14 protein-coding genes are annotated in these 17,248 nt (G+C 47.1%); 3 read left to right on the forward strand and 11 right to left on the reverse strand.

What is annotated here, in order from left to right:
• Window positions 1-250: 250 nt before the first annotated feature.
• Window positions 251-787, forward strand: coding sequence for a DUF924 family protein (locus tag L4D06_RS15685; RefSeq protein ID WP_429740354.1), 537 nt, complete (start codon window positions 251-253; stop codon window positions 785-787).
• A gap of 52 nt (window positions 788-839) precedes the next feature.
• Here the strand turns inward: L4D06_RS15685 and L4D06_RS15690 are convergent, their stop codons facing one another.
• From L4D06_RS15690 to L4D06_RS15705, 4 genes are all read right to left on the reverse strand, one after another.
• Complete coding sequence (locus tag L4D06_RS15690; RefSeq protein WP_274165334.1) at window positions 840-1,703, reverse strand: ABC transporter permease; 864 nt, start codon at window positions 1,701-1,703, stop codon at window positions 840-842.
• 4 nt (window positions 1,704-1,707) lie between these two features.
• Window positions 1,708-2,568, reverse strand: coding sequence for an ABC transporter permease (locus L4D06_RS15695; protein WP_274165333.1), 861 nt, complete (start codon window positions 2,566-2,568; stop codon window positions 1,708-1,710).
• A 9-nt stretch (window positions 2,569-2,577) separates the two neighbouring features.
• Window positions 2,578-3,684 (reverse strand): ABC transporter ATP-binding protein, encoded by a 1,107-nt coding sequence (locus tag L4D06_RS15700; RefSeq protein ID WP_429740355.1) that lies wholly within the window; start codon window positions 3,682-3,684, stop codon window positions 2,578-2,580.
• 123 nt (window positions 3,685-3,807) lie between these two features.
• Window positions 3,808-4,872 (reverse strand): extracellular solute-binding protein, encoded by a 1,065-nt coding sequence (locus L4D06_RS15705; RefSeq protein ID WP_274165331.1) that lies wholly within the window; start codon window positions 4,870-4,872, stop codon window positions 3,808-3,810.
• A 443-nt stretch (window positions 4,873-5,315) separates the two neighbouring features.
• On the opposite strand from L4D06_RS15705, the gene L4D06_RS15710 reads away from it, so the two are divergent.
• Window positions 5,316-5,570: a DUF3081 family protein gene (locus L4D06_RS15710; RefSeq protein ID WP_429740356.1), complete on the forward strand. Its 255-nt coding sequence runs from the start codon at window positions 5,316-5,318 to the stop codon at window positions 5,568-5,570.
• 155 nt (window positions 5,571-5,725) lie between these two features.
• On the opposite strand, the gene L4D06_RS15715 is transcribed toward L4D06_RS15710, so the two are convergent.
• Window positions 5,726-6,793: an acyltransferase gene (locus tag L4D06_RS15715; RefSeq protein ID WP_429740357.1), complete on the reverse strand. Its 1,068-nt coding sequence runs from the start codon at window positions 6,791-6,793 to the stop codon at window positions 5,726-5,728.
• Between the two features lie 381 nt (window positions 6,794-7,174).
• On the opposite strand from L4D06_RS15715, the gene fusA reads away from it, so the two are divergent.
• Window positions 7,175-9,259, forward strand: a complete 2,085-nt coding sequence (gene fusA / locus L4D06_RS15720) for an elongation factor G (protein ID WP_274165328.1) — start codon at window positions 7,175-7,177, stop codon at window positions 9,257-9,259.
• A gap of 98 nt (window positions 9,260-9,357) precedes the next feature.
• Here the strand turns inward: fusA and L4D06_RS15725 are convergent, their stop codons facing one another.
• The 6 genes from L4D06_RS15725 to L4D06_RS15750 all read right to left on the reverse strand — a co-directional run bounded on the left by L4D06_RS15725 (window position 9,358) and on the right by L4D06_RS15750 (window position 17,179).
• Entirely contained in the window at window positions 9,358-9,819 is a 462-nt protein-coding gene (locus L4D06_RS15725; protein ID WP_429740358.1) for a DUF302 domain-containing protein, read from the reverse strand.
• Window positions 9,820-10,613: 794 nt separating this feature from the next.
• Window positions 10,614-10,793 carry a hypothetical protein gene (locus L4D06_RS15730; RefSeq protein WP_274165326.1) on the reverse strand — a complete coding sequence of 60 codons (180 nt, stop codon included), beginning with the start codon at window positions 10,791-10,793 and terminating at the stop codon, window positions 10,614-10,616.
• Between the two features lie 156 nt (window positions 10,794-10,949).
• The gene (locus L4D06_RS15735; protein ID WP_429740430.1) at window positions 10,950-13,685 is read right to left on the reverse strand and encodes an alkaline phosphatase family protein; all 2,736 of its coding nucleotides are present in this window, start codon (window positions 13,683-13,685) and stop codon (window positions 10,950-10,952) included.
• A 362-nt stretch (window positions 13,686-14,047) separates the two neighbouring features.
• On the reverse strand, window positions 14,048-14,704 hold the full coding sequence (locus tag L4D06_RS15740) for a c-type cytochrome (protein WP_274165325.1): 657 nt from the start codon (window positions 14,702-14,704) through the stop codon (window positions 14,048-14,050).
• Between the two features lie 14 nt (window positions 14,705-14,718).
• Window positions 14,719-16,053 (reverse strand): molybdopterin-dependent oxidoreductase, encoded by a 1,335-nt coding sequence (locus L4D06_RS15745; protein ID WP_429740359.1) that lies wholly within the window; start codon window positions 16,051-16,053, stop codon window positions 14,719-14,721.
• Window positions 16,054-16,294: 241 nt separating this feature from the next.
• Window positions 16,295-17,179 (reverse strand): sterol desaturase family protein, encoded by an 885-nt coding sequence (locus L4D06_RS15750; protein ID WP_274165323.1) that lies wholly within the window; start codon window positions 17,177-17,179, stop codon window positions 16,295-16,297.
• Window positions 17,180-17,248 lie beyond the last annotated feature (69 nt).

Genomic DNA, 17,248 nt, shown 5'->3' on the forward strand with positions numbered 1-17,248 from the left:
GTAAACTGAACTGAGAGAATCTTTTTGATTTCCACGATCAAAGTGCCATTTTCTTTTTCGATCACTTTTTCACTTGCGTCCTAAGACATGTTTTTAACTATCTCGCTTGTTAGAATGACAACTTGCTTTTGGCGAACCGAAGTACCGTGGAACACGCATCAAATTATCTGGCATGTGACAGTACAAATTGCCGGTTTACACTAAGCTGAACGTCGAGGACATTCGTCGAATAATGGCAGGGAGAGTGGCAATGTATAGAAAAGTGCTGACATTTTGGTTCGAAGAACTGACCTTAAAGCAATGTTTTGCTAAAGATGAAAGTGTTGATCAACGCATTGAATCGCGTTTTTCGGGAGTGTTGGAAGCGGCATCGCGGGCAGAGTATTTTAATTGGCGAGAAGAACCAACGGGGCGTCTTGCTGAAATCATCGTGCTGGACCAGTTTTCCCGCAATATTCATCGAGATACGCCAAGGGCATTTTCTCAAGATCCGCTGGCCTTGGCGTTGGCACAGGAGGCGGTTTCTTTAGGGATTGACAGAGAACTTCCCCCGATCCAACGAAGCTTTCTTTATATGCCTTATATGCACAGTGAATCCGCGTTGATTCATGAAGAAGCATTGCGGCTTTTCAATCAGGTGGGGCTTGAAGACAATTATGAGTTTGAGGTTCGCCATAAAGCCATTATTGATCGCTTTGGTCGCTACCCTCATCGCAACGCCATTTTGGGCCGCGAAAGCACGCCAGAAGAACTCGCATTTTTGGAACAACCGGGGTCTCGGTTTTAATTTCAAGTCAGGGACGATCTGATAAAGAGAACCCTCGAAGGGTTCTCCTTTGTCAGTCGGCGTGATTGCCTCGAGATGACACCCAAATACTGGCAAGCGCAAGTAATCCTGAAGCCACCATCAAGAGCAGAGACACTGCATTGATCACGGGCGTTGAGCCTTCTCTAAGTCGGTCAAACATGGCAATGGTGAGTGGCGCGTCTGAACCCACTAGCATTAATGTGGTGTTAAAGTTCTCAAACGACATCAAAAACGCGATGATCCCTGCACCTATTAATGCCGGTCGTAAGAAAGGCAGTGTGATGGTGAAGACAGCTTCTGTCTTCGTGGCACCAAGATTGAGTGCGGCTTCCTCTAGGCTGAGATCAAATTTACGCAAACGTGCTGCGATGACCAAGGTGCAGATGGTCGTAATAAAGGCAAACTGGCCCAATACGACCAGCACTAACCCTGGTCGCATCCATTCTATGTCCCAACCAATATTATCTTCTATTCCATTGGCGATGGTGCTACTCATCAACAAAATTGACACCCCTAAGATCACCCCCGGAATGACTAAGGGTAATAACAAGAGCACGTAGCAAAATCCTTTGAAGCGAAAATCGAATCGTTCGAACAAAAAAGCGTTGGTGGTCGCGAAAACTAGCGAACAGAGAGTGACTGCAACAGCCACAAACAGACTAACACCAATACCATCAGTGAGTTCTCTGTCGTTGAACACGCCAAGTTTGGGAGCTTGTGTTCCGGTAAACCAGTCAATCGTAAATCCGTTCCAGGGTAGTGATGGAAACAAACTGTCGTTAAAGGCAAACACGGCCACGACGACCAGTGGCAGCATCAGAAACAGAAAGAACAACGCCACATAGGCTTGATAGACACGACTGAATGATTTGTTGGTAGGTAGTGAAGGGATCATTTTGTCACCCCATAGTCTTGACGAAGGATTGGCGAGTTAGCTTTAAGCCGCCCCAAACCATCAATGATGAAAGCGCCAACAGCAAAATGCCGAATGCTGAACCTTGTTCCCAATTAAAGCGGGTAATGAATTGGGTAAAGATTTGCTCGGTAAACCAAAGGCTATCTTTGCCGCCCAGTAATGTTGGGGTGAGATAGTTGCCGAGGGTAAGCATAAATACAACAATACACCCAGCAACGATGCCGCTCATGGCATGGGGTATAACCACCTCTCGCATGACATCCCAACTGCTTCCGCCCAAGTCATATCCAGCTTCAATTAGGCTATTGTCCAAACTGTCGAGCGTTGTAATGAGTGGCACCACCATAAATAACATGGAGGTGTAAACTAGGCCCACCATGATGGTGGCGTCGTTGTACAGTAATTCAATCGGTTGATCGACGACGCCAATCGCTTGAAGAAATCCACTCACTAACCCAGACTCACGGAGTAATATCATCCAACCATATGAGCGCACCAGTTCACTGACCCAAAATGGCAGTAAACAAGCAACAAACAAAAGGCTCTTAGCTTTTCCCTGACACACCTTGGCAATGTAAAAAGCGATGGGGAACGCGATGACTAAGGTCAAAATGGTTGCAAGCAAAGACATCACAGCGGTGCGCATAAATGTGCGCCAATACAGTGGCTCACTAAAGAATGTGGTGTAGTTTTCCATGCTCAACACGGTGGCACCGCCAACCGCGCGATCATGGATAGAGATGGAAAACATCTGCATATGGGGCAAGATGATCAGCAGCAACAGCCAGAGCAAAAAAGGCGTAAGCAACAGAAACAGAGCTAGCCGATTGCCTCGTTCAATCATGGTTTTCTCCTATTTCATCGACGGCAAACAACGTGATAACTGCGCCTGCCAATGAACAAAAAGGGTGTCTCCAGGACGAACCTGACGGAATGCTTCGGTTTGCGGCAGTTGCACAGAAAACTGTGTTTGGTGTTGTGGGCAATCCACCACCAGTTGGCTGCGAGAGCCGTCAAACAGAATTTCTTTTACCGCGACATCAAAGCCATTGTCAGCATGGGTCGGTTTGGCGTTGGGCAAGGCAATGCTGATGGCTTCTGGGCGGACAAATACATCGGAACGTTCACCAACACGCAATGGGCTTCCTGCCGTTGCCTGCATGATGTCGCCGCCTTCGCCAGTTAAAGTCACGATGTTGCCATTGATTGCCGTTACTGTGCCTGAGCGCTGATTGTTTTCGCCCACGAATTTGGCAACAAATGCTGTGGCGGGTGAATAGTAAAGATCTTGTGGCGTCCCAACCTGTTCAAACTCACCCTGATTCATGACAGCAACTTGATCAGACATTACCAGCGCTTCTGATTGGTCATGGGTGATGTAGACAAAGGTGGTACCAAATTCTTGCTGCAAATGCTTCAGCTCGACTTTCATTTGCTCGCGCAATTTTAAATCCAGTGCGCCGAGAGGTTCATCAAGAAGCAATACATCAGGGTTGAGCACCAAACAGCGAGCGATTGCTATACGTTGTTTCTGGCCGCCTGACAGTTGTGAAATTTGCTTTGGGCCACTGCCTGAAAGGCCGACGCGTGCGAGCACTTCATCGACTTTTTTAATGATTTCAGAGGTGGGCGTTTTGCGGCGGCGAAGGCCGTAAGCAATGTTCTCTGCCACTGTCATGGTTGGAAACAGCGCCAAGTGCTGAAACACCATATTGACGGGGCGACGATTGGGGCTGATGTCGTTTACTCGTTTACCTTTAATGAAAATGTCGCCGCTGGTGGCTTGCTCGAAGCCTGCTAACATGCGTAAGAGAGTGGTTTTACCGCATCCGGATGGACCAAGAATGGAGAAGAAACTGCCATTTGGTACAGTAAAGTCTATGTTGTTAACCGCTGTGAAATCAGCGAAGGATTTGGTAAGTGCCCGACATTCAAGATCCGGAATTTGTTGTTCATCCATGAGCGTACCGCCAGTAGGTTTGTTCTAGTCACTATTCTTACCGGCTTGACTAACGGCTTGACGATTAAGAATGTGATAAAAACGGCCTGTGTGAGCCACAGGCCGTGATAGGAAATAGTGAAATTAGTTGGCTGCTTTGACTCGGTCGAGAACTAAACCTTCCATTTCCTCTAACCCAGCAGGCACGGTCGGATACCATTTGATGTTATCGATATCTGCTTGAGGGAAGCTGGCTTGGAACTGTGCCTTGGCAGTATCGTTGACAAAGTTATCTGCGCCCTTCGATGCAGTGAAATTACCAGCGGACTCAGTGATTTTTGCTGCCACTTCTGGTTGGTTTACAAAGTTTATCCATTGATATGCCGCATCAACAGCTTTGGATTTTTTCGGAATCGCAAAAGTATCAATCCAACCTAGAGCGCCTGATGCTGGCGCGACAAAATTGATGTCCTGATTGTCACGATTGACCTTCCAGCCGCCAGCATCCCATGCCATTGCGCCTACAACTTCGCCCGAACGCACAAGGTTGAGCAATTCATCACCACCTGACCAATATGCTTTTACGTTTGGCTTACATGCGACCAATTTGGCTTCGACTTTATCCAAAATGGCTTTGTACTCTTCTGGATTGTTGTATGCAGCAAACGGGTCTTCACCCATGGCGAATGCAAAACCGATCAAGGTAGGACGTTTAAGACGGTAAGAAACCTTTCCTTTGAACTGTTCGTTACAAAGGTCGGTGTAGTCTTTGATGATGCCTGCGTCTTTGGTGTTAATGACTAAGCCGCTAGTACCCCAAATATGTGGAACGCCATAGACTTTTCCATCTAATGCTGTGTTTTTCTTGGTTGCGTCAACCATCGATGGGATAAGCAGCGAGGTATCGACTTTATTCATGTCGATTGGTTGATAGATCCCAAAATCGCGTTGCGCACCAGTAATACGGTCTTGGCTGGGCTGAACAAGATCAAAGCCTGCTCCGCGTGTTGCGCGAAGTTTTGAAATCATGTCTTCGTTGTTTGATTTGGTGACCTTAACTTCAATGCCAGTTTCTTTCTCAAACTGATCAATCACTTCTTGTGGCGCATATCCACCCCAAGTCAATAATCTTAGTGTTTCAGCATTCGCAATGGGTGCAGAGAGTAACGTTCCTGCTGCGAGCGCAACAGTGATCTTTAAGCTATTCATTTTATGTTCCTTTTTATGGGTACAGCGTAGGCGTCATCCTTGCTGCTCGGAGCCAAATCAGCACGTTCTGCAGCGAACGTTACGAATATCTCGTTTCATTTTTTTTACAACACGGTGAATTAGCTATGATCCAAAGACAGGTAAATCGCCAATATGGGATGCAACTTCTGTGAACGGAGTCACCGGATAAACACAGAAAATATTCTTAATTTTTAATTGCTTGACCGTGTCTTACTAGCGATGCGCTTGCATCGAGAGTGACGAGTTGTTCGCATTAAATGTCGAAGATGCTCTCGTCTAAAGCGGTTGTCATATGGTTTCTGATCACTCTTTGGCTGTTCCATTTTGGCTTTCATCATCGTTGAAAATGATACTGTTAATAGCGAGCCAAGAGATGTCTTTGCATGTGTAACGAGCGAGTCTACTCATACGTGGGGTACGCAATGAAAAATGAACTTAATGCAGCCAAGTTGTTAGCGGCTTTTGAAGTGGTGATGGAAAAAGGGACTAATACCGAATTTGGGAAAGTCTATCAAGGGATCGAAGCGTATACGGATTACGATGGCTACAACGTGTTTTTGAAGGGTAATGGCGTTGAATTGCATATTGGTTTTCACAACACGTATGATCTCAAATACGATCAGGCCCATTTGAAAGACAGTTTTCTAAAGAAAATTGACAACTTAATACGTGACTAAGTTATTGCTGACTGCCATGAATGAAAAAGTCCGGAAGCCCGGACTTTTCTCTTTTTTGATTATTTACTTGCCTGTTGAATAACGACTCTTTGTTCATCTCGTTATTCTGTTGCCGTTGAGACTTTATTTCATCTTACGGCCCACGGTGTTTTAGGTTAAGGCGCACTCTGTTTGGAAACGGAGAGGGAGCCTTTGTTTTCCATTTGCACTAAGACACGAGTGAATGGAAGCTTTTCAAGCAATACCACGAAAGCAAAAGACAGTAAGATCGTCAGTGGGGCGAGTAGGATATCTTTAGTTGGACCGTCAATACCGTATGCGCCAAAAACGTTGAACAATAAAATCATAATGACAAAGTGTGCAACGTAAACACCCAGTACGCGCTGGCTCCACGCCATTACAATCGGCTGGTTTCCCCATCGCGGGTTATTTAGCAGCAGGCAGAAAATACCGATAGCCATGATTGGCGTTCCCAGTAAGAAGTCATGTGTCGCCATCCATATATCGTATTGACTCAAAAACGCACCTTCAGCAAGGCACATCGATAAACCGCCGATAAACATCGCGAGTGAGATGTTTGATGAAAGCATAATGCTTCTGCGACGCAGTTCGAACCCGGCAACCACCATGAGTAAGCTAAAGAAAGGTCCGTTGCGTGTAAATATTGGCGCGTTACCTTCAAGAATGATTTGATAACTTCCTGCGCCTAGCCCCCAAACGTAAAGCCCTAAAGCCAAAGGCACCATGAGATGTTGCTGATGATACTTGATAAGTAATGCCATAATACCTAGCGCGCATAGCAAGCCTGGAATGTACCAAAGATGAACCATTCCGCCTTCAAAAAGCGTATTGAGAGGCGCTTCTAACAAGTAATTCCAGTACCCACTTCGCTCCGCCAAATACCCTTCACTCATGACGACATCGAGTCGGAAAGGTAACAGTAGATAAATAACGCTCCAAGCAAGCCAAATGGTCATCAGTGGCTTGGCATAGCGACTGAAGGTTTGTATGGGATCTTGTATCAATTTTTGCTGGACAAAGTATCCCGTTAAAAGAAAGAAGAAGGGGACAGCAAAACGAGACAGTTGATTGAGCGCATCTGAGACTATATTGATGCTTTGACTATAGGCTTCGCCGCGCAATGGTCCGGCGTGGATGATGATGACGGCGAATATGGCCAATAGTCGGCCCATCTCCAACGATGAGATACGAGCAGAAGACATGTAAATTCCTTGGGCTGTTAAATACGCGCAGACTATAGGGATTTATCTATGCAATAACGAGTCGTTGATCTCGATTGTGAGAGAGAAGCACTCAAAGAGGAGTAATAGAGATTGGTTTGGTTGAAAAAAGGTCGGTTTGCAACCACAACACAGTGTCTTAATGCTCCATTAGAATCAGGACTAATACATACGCTGCTACGTTTTTGTTTGGTTTGGCGGTTAGACCTGAGGAAACGGACGTGATTTGCTCTGAAAAGTGTACAGAAATACAGCGAAAAAAACTTATCGTATATCGCTGCGTACTACATGTTTCTTTACGCGACAACGCCTGCTATAATCCACGCCCTTATATAAGCCAGTAATTGTTTATAGAGACGAACAATGACAGATCTAAGTAAATACAGAAACATTGGTATTTTCGCGCACGTTGATGCGGGTAAAACCACTACTACCGAGCGTATCCTTAAGCTTACCGGTCAAATCCACAAAACTGGTGAGGTTCACGATGGTGAATCTACTACCGACTTCATGGAACAGGAAGCTGAGCGTGGTATTACCATCCAGTCTGCAGCAGTTAGCTGTTTCTGGAAAGGCTACCGTTTTAACGTTATCGATACTCCGGGACACGTTGACTTCACCGTTGAAGTTTACCGTTCACTGAAAGTACTCGATGGTGGTATCGGTGTTTTCTGTGGTTCTGGTGGTGTTGAGCCTCAGTCAGAAACTAACTGGCGTTACGCGAATGACTCAGAAGTTGCACGAGTTATTTTCGTAAACAAACTAGACCGCATGGGCGCAGACTTCTTCAGCGTTGTTGAGCAAATCAAGAAAGTGCTTGGCGCAACTCCGTTGATCATGACTCTACCAATCGGCCGCGAAGACGATTTCGTGGGCGTTGTGGATGTTCTAGAGCGTAAAGCATACGTTTGGGATGACTCTGGTCTTCCAGAAAACTATGAAGTTCAAGATGTTCCTGCGGACATGGTTGACGACGTAGAAGCATACCGCGAAGAGATGATCGAAACTGCGGTTGAGCAAGACGACGAACTAATGATGGCTTACATGGATGGCGAAGAGCCTTCTATTGAAGACATCAAGCGTTGTATCCGTGCTGGTACTCGTACTTGTACGTTCTTCCCAACGTTCTGTGGTTCTGCGTTTAAGAACAAAGGTATGCAACTTGTACTAGATGCAGTTGTAGATTACCTACCTTCTCCTACAGAAGTTGATCCACAGCCGCTAACTGACGAAGCTGGTGAGCCAAACGGCGAATACGCGATCGTTTCTGCTGATGAGCCTTTAAAAGCTCTTGCGTTCAAGATCATGGATGACCGTTTCGGTGCACTTACTTTCATCCGTATCTACTCAGGTGTGATGAAGAAGGGTGATACCATCCTTAACAGCGCGACTGGCAAAACTGAACGTATCGGCCGTATGGTTGAGATGCAAGCAAACGACCGTAACGAACTGACTACTGCACAAGCGGGTGACATCATCGCTGTTGTAGGTATGAAGAACGTTCAAACTGGTCACACTCTTTGTGATGTTAAGCACGAGTGTACGCTTGAGCCAATGATCTTCCCAACTCCAGTAATCTCTATCGCTGTTGCTCCTAAGGACAAAGGCGGTTCTGAGAAAATGGGTATCGCGATCGGTAAAATGGTTGCTGAAGATCCAACGTTCCAAGTTGAAACTGATGAAGAAACTGGCGAAACCATCCTTAAAGGTATGGGCGAACTTCACCTAGACATCAAAGTAGACATCTTGAAGCGTACTTACGGTGTAGACCTAATCGTTGGTCAACCTCAGGTTGCTTACCGTGAAACTATCACTCAACAAGTTGAAGATAGCTACACGCACAAGAAACAGTCTGGTGGTTCTGGTCAGTTCGGTAAGATCGACTACCGCATGAAACCAGGTGAGCCAAACTCTGGCTTTACCTTCAAGTCTGTGGTTGTTGGTGGTAACGTTCCTAAGGAATTCTGGCCAGCAATCGAGAAAGGCTTTAAGAGCATGATGGACACCGGTGTTCTTGCTGGTTTCCCTGTTCTTGACGTTGAAATCGAGCTGTACGACGGTGGTTTCCACGCAGTTGACTCATCTGCAGTAGCATTTGAAATCGCAGCACGTGGCGCATTCCGTCAGTCTATGCCTAAAGCTGGCGCGCAACTTCTTGAGCCAATCATGAACGTTGACGTGTTCACTCCAGACGATCACGTTGGTGATGTTATCGGTGACCTTAACCGTCGTCGTGGCATGATCAAAGATCAGCAAGCTGGTGTTACCGGTGTTCGCATCAAGGGTGACGTGCCATTGTCAGAGATGTTTGGTTACATCGGTACTCTACGTACTATGACTTCAGGCCGTGGTCAGTTCTCTATGGAGTTCTCACACTACGCAGCTTGCCCAGCTAACGTTGCTGAAAAAGTAATCGCTGAGCAAAAAGAGAAAAACGCTAAGAAGTAATTCTTAACGACTTTCTATAAAAAAACCCGCAGGCGAAAGCCTGCGGGTTTTTTTTTTTTTGTCGATTTGTAAAAAAGTGAAAAACCAAAGCTAGAAGGCTAAGGTGAAGGTTGAGTCGCCAGCTTAGCTAAAGAAACCAACGCTTTTTCGGCCTTTTTTACGGACAAGCCGCAATTATCTATGCGATGACGCTGAGCGACATAGTTAGGGCTGTTGTAGCCTAACCAAACTTTCCCTTTGGCATCCTCCCAAATTAATGCTTTTTGCGGCAAATCAATACCCGCGGACTGGCTGCATTCCATGATTGGCGCGCCGACTTTTGGGTTACCAAAGATCACCAATTCAGTTGGACGTAATGTTAAGCCTGCCTTCTGCGCACCTTCTGCATGATTGACACGTCCAATGACTTTGAGTCCGCGAGCTTTTGCCGCGACGATCAGACGTTCTGTTGTGACGGGAACACTATATTGGCTTTGAATCTGAACCATTCCTTCTTTTGCGAGTGAAGGGATGGCGATGAATGCTGCCAGAACAGTGACTAGTCGGAAAGTCAATTTCATAGTCAATTCCTTATTGCGAATACCAGAACGATAAAACGAATAAAAAAGCTCCACTTTTCAATTAAGTCAGTAAAGTGGTAATGCATGCCGACACATATAGACTAGCAAATTGTGCGGAATGTCACTGAAATACACAGAGGAATATTAGCAAAGGCAGAAATATATAGCGTTTGTGGTGGATATTTAACGAGTGTTTGTAAACTTCGTTGGGCTTTGTAAGTATAAAATAATGAAATCAAGTGACTATGGCGTTGGGGTGCTAGCCACTAATCAATGGCTGGCGGCATTCCAAGCTGGATTTAATGTGCTGATGGTGCGACCACGCTGATTACCTATGACAAGATTGCGAAGACACTCGCTGAATATCAGCGCTCGATGGTGTTTGTTAACTCCCCAGGCACAACTATCTTGATGGCGACGCCACGGCATGACCGATCCTTGTGTGCTTGATCGAGAGTGAATGAGTCATTGGATAGCCGATGAGGTCGATGACAGTCCTGATGATTAAGCACTGATCGCGACAGATGAGTTTGGTGTACTTCTTCAATACGAATAAAAAACCGATGTCAGACAGCTTTGTAAGAGGCCTCACATCGGTTTTTGTTACTCAAAAAGGTAACGTAATCACGCGTGGTGAATTACGCTTTCTTTAGCGCCTTTTTGATTTGTTTTACTTTCGCTTTTGCTTTCTTCAGTGATTTTTTCAGTTCTTTTTTCGTCTTAGCCATGTTGATTCTCCTTTAGTGGCTGACAAGAGAAACTCAACGGTACTGCATACTCCGATAAGCTCATTTCTACTGGGTCTTCGACCCGTTTTCTTTCAAAAATTGTTTGATGAATCGACGAATTTCCCGCGCGGCTGACGTATCGAGGTCTTCACACAGTGATACGAATTCATCACGTTGTGCGCTATTAATACGAATGATCAGCTGGCTGTCTTTTTTGTTCTCTGCGTTCTTTTTTTTGCTGCTCATTGTGGGCACTTGATGTAATGCGTTTGCTATATGATGTATATACATTTTTGTTTGTGGCACAAACAAGAGGGCGATGAATCGCTGGGAGTAAGTTAAAGAAAAGCCACGCTTGATGAGTGGCTCTATTACATTGATGTGAGATGTTACCCTAAAGTGTTATTTCTTAAGCTGTTCCAACAAAGAAGGGAAACCCCAGCCGTCTTCCCCGACTTTCACGGGCTTATCCGACAGATATTCATACAGCGTGGGTGCGAGTGATCCATTCACGGCAGTAGGAATACGCGTTTTACTGGTGACGGGTGTTCCCCAGAACCCGATAAAGGCATCTTTCTCGTGGAAATGCTCACCCGCATGGCGGCCCGGCACTTTGGTGTTGTAGCCTACGCCCATGGCAGGAAACAAATTGATGGTGCCAGCGCGATCTTCGTCATACAGGTGAGCCAACTGGTTCACGCTATCAGGCCGCGGTGTTAGCCTTGTGAGTTGCTGCCATGTGCTTTCATCACACCAGGTTTGCGTGTTGGTTGGGTCTGCATTGTTCATGCACTGGTCAATTAACGCAGATTTTTCCCGCTTATCTGATTTGCTCAGCGCTGCAGCGTAAGGGTTGGCCTCATAGAGATTCAACAGCACTGGAGGTTGCCCGTTTTTCGCATGATACAAGGTGCGGTTGCCTTGGCGAGTAATGAACTCATCATGTCGAACGCCGTCTTTTACGGCCACCAAGCGCAACGTACAGGCCGATAAGCTGCAGTCTTGTTCGCGAACCGCAAGGTAATCTAGGCTGTCACCAAGACGTGAAGCGGTTTCGTGCACCATGTCTATCGCAGGGTCATCTTTCCCTGCGGACAATGGTTTCCAGAAGGTTAATTCGCTATACAGAGGCTGTGTTTCCCAGCCTCGCTGGCTATTGAACAGATCCATCATGTAATTGCCACCTGCAGTGGATGCGACAATCACATCGATCCCTTTGTTGCTTGGGTAATCAAAGGTATTAGTGATTTTGGGGCCTTCCCCTTCGTCAGATGAAATCTTACGAATTCGTAGTGACATGTCGTAATCCGATTGGATACCTTCAAACACTTCTTTCTCTGGGCTGACGATATTGTAGATAGGCGACAAACCATGATCGCCCGCTATGCCCCAAAGCACCTGATCGTAAACCCCAGCTTTTCGGTATACCGTTTCCATTTCTCCAAGCCAGAAATCTAAGCGATTGAGCTCGCCCGTCGGTGCGAGGATTTCATCTGCAAAGGGGCCAGTGAAGTGAGCGAAATGGTCTGCCCAAGGGTTGTAGGCTAGAACAAAGTCAGGCAACCCTTTTTGGGAAAGCTGGGCGTAATCTTCCAGTTTGTCTTTAATGGTCAAGCGCTTGGTAGTGCGCGTCAGTGGTGTCCACCATGAGATGTCTTGATACGACTTAATGTCTTTAATCAAGCCTTCGCGCATTGTGTGAAGGGAGACTTCTAATTCGCCGCGCTTACGCAGATCTTTTAAGCAGCGTTGTTCGCCAAAATCACGGATTGCTTCGCCGAGACCAAGGTTAATCAGTGGATCGTAACTGGATTGCGCGTACCAATCATATTGAGCGTTGCAGTTAAGCGTGACGAGAGGGACAAGCCGCTCGAATTGCGTCTTTGCGCCGTTACCGCTAAACAAGGGATCCAACTGGATAGCATCGTTACCAAAGAAGTAATAGGCGCGATCTTGTTGGCGATCGACGAAGTGGAAATTCGGGATGCCTGTGCCGCCATCGCCAGCGACGTTTGCCCCGGTTTTGATGATGGGCAGATTGCGTACGCTAATGGTTGGCGTGGTAGAAACGCCATACTCGACAATGCCTTTCGCCCCTTCTTGATATAGCCGACTGAAAAACGGCAAGTAACGAGGGTCGGTATATGGCTTCTCAGCAATCTCAAACAAGAAGCTGTTATCGGGAGTGTGTTCTGTTTGAGTAATGTCGACGCCTTGTGGAGCAAAGCTTTCGATGTTTTGTTCATCGCGCTTTACTTGCTGCAAAAATGGCGAAGGTTGTTTGCTCACCAAGCCTTGAATTAACCCTTGTTGCAAACCATCGACCGTCATTTGCACGGCAAAGGGACGGATGTTTTGATGGGTGAGATAGGAGAGTAACCCGTTAGGGTCATCGTGGAGTGAGTCTTGCATCCACGCGTTTAATGCGTCGACTTTCGCGCCTTCAAGAAGGTACTGGCGATAGCCTTTCAACACATTGAGTCGCACAAAGTCGACCAAGCTGATGGTAATGGCTTGGGCACGATTGTTCTTTTTGGTTTGATTTTCTGGCTTAGCATCATCAATGATGCCGAGAATGGCCGCTTTCATGTCGCCGTCTTCAAGGCTTTCACTGTATTTAGTGAGCATGTTTACCAGCACTTGCTGCACGGTGGCGACCGTTTCCCTATCAGCTTCGCTGTCCGTGAGGTATTGATATTGATCCGGCAGGTCATCGCCATAGAGCAGCTTGTCTTTGCCAAAAAGGGCATCATACAGCGTGACTAATGCGGCGATGAACTGTCGATTCAGCAGGGCTTCTTCTTCGGTTTTCGGGCCATGGCTGCTTGATTTGGTCGCTTCTTTTTTGTCATCGATTGAGAACAATGAATGCTGCCACTGCGCGAGTTCAGCCTCGCTAAAAGTGTCTAGCAAATACTGTTTGAAGATGTCTTGGTTAACCACTTCGCCGGTGTAGCGATCGTAAAAGCTATAGAGCAAGTGCCCGAGCTGAATCGCGTATTTCGGATTGGATAATTGAGAAATAACTCTGGCCTTAACGCTCGCATCGAGCGGCAAGGTCAATACCAAGGCATCGAGCGCGACACCGCCTACCGTAAACAGCGCGATGTCTCGACTGGTGGCTGCACTGACATTCATGGATTCATAAATACCCGAGAAAACCAACTGGCTGCTGTTGTAAATAGTGCCGACGATCGGTGTGCTGCCGAGATCAGGCTGTGTGTTTGCAAAGGCAGAGAAAGGAGAAAGGGTCAGTGCGAAAGAGACTGCCGCTGCACAGCGTTTTATCGATTGAATGCGCGTCATGAGCTAATTTCTATGTCATTGAATATGACATAGAGCTTACTAGAGATATCAGATTGTTAGAAAGGAAGGCGGTGCAGATTTGCGCAGTTGCTCCGCCAACAATTGAGAACAAAACTCAGATTTCGCTATCGACGACAGTTAACTGCTGCCAGCTACCCATCGTAAATTGTTCGCTGTAAATGGTTCGCTATAAACTATTCGCCGTAGAAGGTGGCGAGATAATCAAGGACGCGTTCATGATCCTCGTCTTCAAGTTCATCCATGCCTTGCTCATCGACCATCCATTCCAAGGTTTCGTCCCAACTATCGCGACTCAGCCCTTGCTGTACAACAAGGTGCAAGGAGTGACACACAGAACAGGTAGAGGCAACGAGGGCCATGTTTTCATCTGGAGTAAGGATGCCTTCCCCTAATGCTTTCACAGGCATCGCTTCATCGCTGCTTTGCCAATTTGGCGGCGTCGGATTTTTTGTGGCGAGCCACGCAATGATGGCTGCGCGAGCACCGGGATCTTTCACACCGGGATACACCATGTTCGTGCCTGGTGCGAAATCAGCCGGTGACGTTAAAAAGGCATCAAGGGATTCCGCATCCCATGTTTTCCCTTCAACACGGTTCGCTGAAAGGCCATCGCTGTAATTGAAGCCCGAAAACGCGGCGATTTCTCGATCCGCGAGTCCGTAGAGGGGAGGGCCAACAACCGTAATGCCGTCAGGTTCGACTTGGTGGCACGCTTTACATACGGCGGCTTGTTGTTCCCCTGCTGCAATCAAGGCATCATCTGCGGCGTTTGCTGCGAGGGGAGAAAATAGGAAAGCAGCGCCGAACAACGACGCTGTGGTTGATTTCATCAAAGCCATTCCACCTACCCTTTTACAACGAGTGCGATACGGTGAAAGCTGTTGTTGAGGTAGCCTTTCGGGTTCCATGCAATCGCGAACGGTTGGCTTACACCTTGGTCATCGGTCGCTTTTGCCCACACTTCGTAATAACCGGCTTGTGGGAAAGTGACTTTCGATTCAAAGGTTTGCCATGCTCCTTCGTTAGCGGGATCGGAAAGATCGGCATCGATCCATGTTGCGCCGAAATCATTCGAAAGCTGAACCTTGGAAACTTTTCGATCCCCAGACCACGCGTGACCGCGAACCAAGACTTCTTTGCCTGCCACTTCGCTGTTTGTTTGTGGCGAGGTGATCAGCGATTTCACGGGCATTCTTTCGATGATCACAAAATCGTCTTTATCGACTTTCTCGCCGGGAGCAACTGGGCGGTTAGGCACGCGATAGGCTTTGCCTGTCATTTTTGGCCCATCATGCACTTGGTCTCTGACGGTGATTTTGGTGAGCCATTTCTGCGAACACGAACCCGGCCAACCTGGCACAACCAAGCGAAGCGGCGCACCGTTCATGTCGTGCAATGCTTCGCCATTTTGTGCGAAGGCAATTAGATTTTCACCGCCCAAGGCTTTCTCTATCGGTACCCCACGAGAAATGGGCAGTTTGCCTTCCTTGCCCGAAAGGTGTTTATCCGCACTGTAGTGGGCGGTATACACCGCACCTTCTTGCACGCCAGCGGCTTTCAATACGTCAGCCAAGCGCACGCCTGTCCAAGATGAACACGCAACAGCACCCAGGGTCCATTGATTGCCTTTGGCTTTCGGTTCAAAATACGCGCGGCCATTACCGCCACATTCCACAACCAATTGCTGCTCTACCACCTCGAAGTTCTTTTTGAGGTCTTCAATGGTGAGTGTCATGGGTTTGTCGACTAAGCCATCAATGGTCAGGGTCCATGTATCAGCATCGACAGCAGTGGGCGGAATACCGTTGTTACGAATGAAATGTCGTGCCGTTGGTGTGACATCGTCATTAAGCAGGTGAGGCGGCGTTTCTGCGTTTAATGGTCTGTCGTTAAGCACGATCAGGCCATCTTTTCCTGCAATGGTGACATCGTCTAATCCTTCCGCAAATGCGGCGGGAACCATGCCTGCGGGCATGTTGCGATGAAACGGAATCGCACCGCCAAGCACGGCAGCCATGGTGGCTAAGCCTGCACCTTTTAGAAATCCACGCCTGTCAGAGTGGCTCTTACGACCAAACACCGTTTCGTCTGCGGTTTCTGGGTGTTTGTTGTAGAGATCGTAGATGCCTTTCGTTTGTTGCTCGTCCGTGTCTGATGATCTTCCTTTCTTATCTGACATGGTGCCTCCTACCTAATGGGCCAACTGAACCTTATGGAATGCTATATATGTAAGCGGTTACATTTATGGTAATAAGTATAGACACAGCATTGATTAGGCTTTAGGGCGACTTGCAGAGCTTTCTTAGTAGCGGGACATGGATGCGACGCAATACCTTGAAAATTGCGATGGCTGCTTGGTTTTCCGCAAAATTTAACCACCAAAGATCAACAGACCCTAGTCTGGTATGTGGCGAGTCAGCTTAATTTTGGCGTGTCGAACTTCTGGAAGCTTTATTCCGAATAGTGTCATCGCTGATCTTGGGAGCACCAAATAAATAGGTAAGACGATGGCTTATGGAAGTCTTGTCAGGCGAAAAGGCCAGTGTGAAGAGCGTTTTCCATTGGTGAAAGGTCGCCACAAAGGGATTCCAACTGTTGATAGCGTGAGGAATACCGTAATCAATGTTGATGTCGTTTCTTTCTTCCACAAATGTGCCAAATAGTTTGTCCCAGATAATGAGTACGCCTGCAAAATTACGGTCGATGTATTCTGAGTTTCGTGCGTGATGCACTCTGTGATGAGATGGTGTGTTGAAGATATGCTCGAACCAGCCGAGCTTGCCAACAATTCGCGTATGAACAAAGAATTGGAAGCCGAGATTAAGTGCAACCACAACGATAACGAAAGTGGGGGGGTAACCGAGTAACATGAGCGGGGTCCAGAACAGCCACATCCCAGAGAGTGGATACGTTAAGCTCTGGCGAAACGCAGTGGTGAAATTCATGCGTTCAGAACTGTGGTGTGCGATATGTGAGGCCCATAGCCAGTGCACATTGTGTGATGCTCGATGAAACCAGTAATAGAAGAAGTCTTGTAAAATAAATACGCTGATGATTGAAAGCGGAGTGAGAGAGATTTCAAAAACGCGGAATTGATAGAGCCAGAGGAAAAAGGGCATGAGCAAGAGAGTAGCGATGATGTCCGAGGCTTGATGAAGTCCCGCCAAGCTGAAGTTACATAAGAGTTCTTTCAGCGAATAGTCGTCGTCTCCTCGTTTTCGAAGCAATCGATACTCAAGCACCATACATATAAGAAAGAGAGGTGCGAGCAATACAAGCGTTAAAGACTCCCAGCCTGATCCCATGTCGTCTCCATACGAGGTATTGGCTTATGACAATCCAATATATACCACGAGCACGTAGACGACAAATCG

Origin of the sequence: Enterovibrio makurazakiensis, from assembly GCF_050336585.1 — a bacterium.
GTDB lineage: Bacteria > Pseudomonadota > Gammaproteobacteria > Enterobacterales > Vibrionaceae > Enterovibrio > Enterovibrio gelatinilyticus.

What these genes read in the sequence shown, in the direction of transcription:
- L4D06_RS15685 (WP_429740354.1), top strand. Translation starts at nt 251, where the DNA reads ATGTATAGAAAAGTGCTGACATTTTGGTTCGAAGAACTGACCTTAAAG.
- L4D06_RS15690 (WP_274165334.1), bottom strand. Translation starts at nt 1,703, where the DNA reads ATGATCCCTTCACTACCTACCAACAAATCATTCAGTCGTGTCTATCAA.
- L4D06_RS15695 (WP_274165333.1), bottom strand. Translation starts at nt 2,568, where the DNA reads ATGATTGAACGAGGCAATCGGCTAGCTCTGTTTCTGTTGCTTACGCCT.
- L4D06_RS15700 (WP_429740355.1), bottom strand. Translation starts at nt 3,684, where the DNA reads ATGGATGAACAACAAATTCCGGATCTTGAATGTCGGGCACTTACCAAA.
- L4D06_RS15705 (WP_274165331.1), bottom strand. Translation starts at nt 4,872, where the DNA reads ATGAATAGCTTAAAGATCACTGTTGCGCTCGCAGCAGGAACGTTACTC.
- L4D06_RS15710 (WP_429740356.1), top strand. Translation starts at nt 5,316, where the DNA reads ATGAAAAATGAACTTAATGCAGCCAAGTTGTTAGCGGCTTTTGAAGTG.
- L4D06_RS15715 (WP_429740357.1), bottom strand. Translation starts at nt 6,793, where the DNA reads ATGTCTTCTGCTCGTATCTCATCGTTGGAGATGGGCCGACTATTGGCC.
- fusA (WP_274165328.1), top strand. Translation starts at nt 7,175, where the DNA reads ATGACAGATCTAAGTAAATACAGAAACATTGGTATTTTCGCGCACGTT.
- L4D06_RS15725 (WP_429740358.1), bottom strand. Translation starts at nt 9,819, where the DNA reads ATGAAATTGACTTTCCGACTAGTCACTGTTCTGGCAGCATTCATCGCC.
- L4D06_RS15730 (WP_274165326.1), bottom strand. Translation starts at nt 10,793, where the DNA reads ATGAGCAGCAAAAAAAAGAACGCAGAGAACAAAAAAGACAGCCAGCTG.
- L4D06_RS15735 (WP_429740430.1), bottom strand. Translation starts at nt 13,685, where the DNA reads ATGAATGTCAGTGCAGCCACCAGTCGAGACATCGCGCTGTTTACGGTA.
- L4D06_RS15740 (WP_274165325.1), bottom strand. Translation starts at nt 14,704, where the DNA reads ATGAAATCAACCACAGCGTCGTTGTTCGGCGCTGCTTTCCTATTTTCT.
- L4D06_RS15745 (WP_429740359.1), bottom strand. Translation starts at nt 16,053, where the DNA reads ATGTCAGATAAGAAAGGAAGATCATCAGACACGGACGAGCAACAAACG.
- L4D06_RS15750 (WP_274165323.1), bottom strand. Translation starts at nt 17,179, where the DNA reads ATGGGATCAGGCTGGGAGTCTTTAACGCTTGTATTGCTCGCACCTCTC.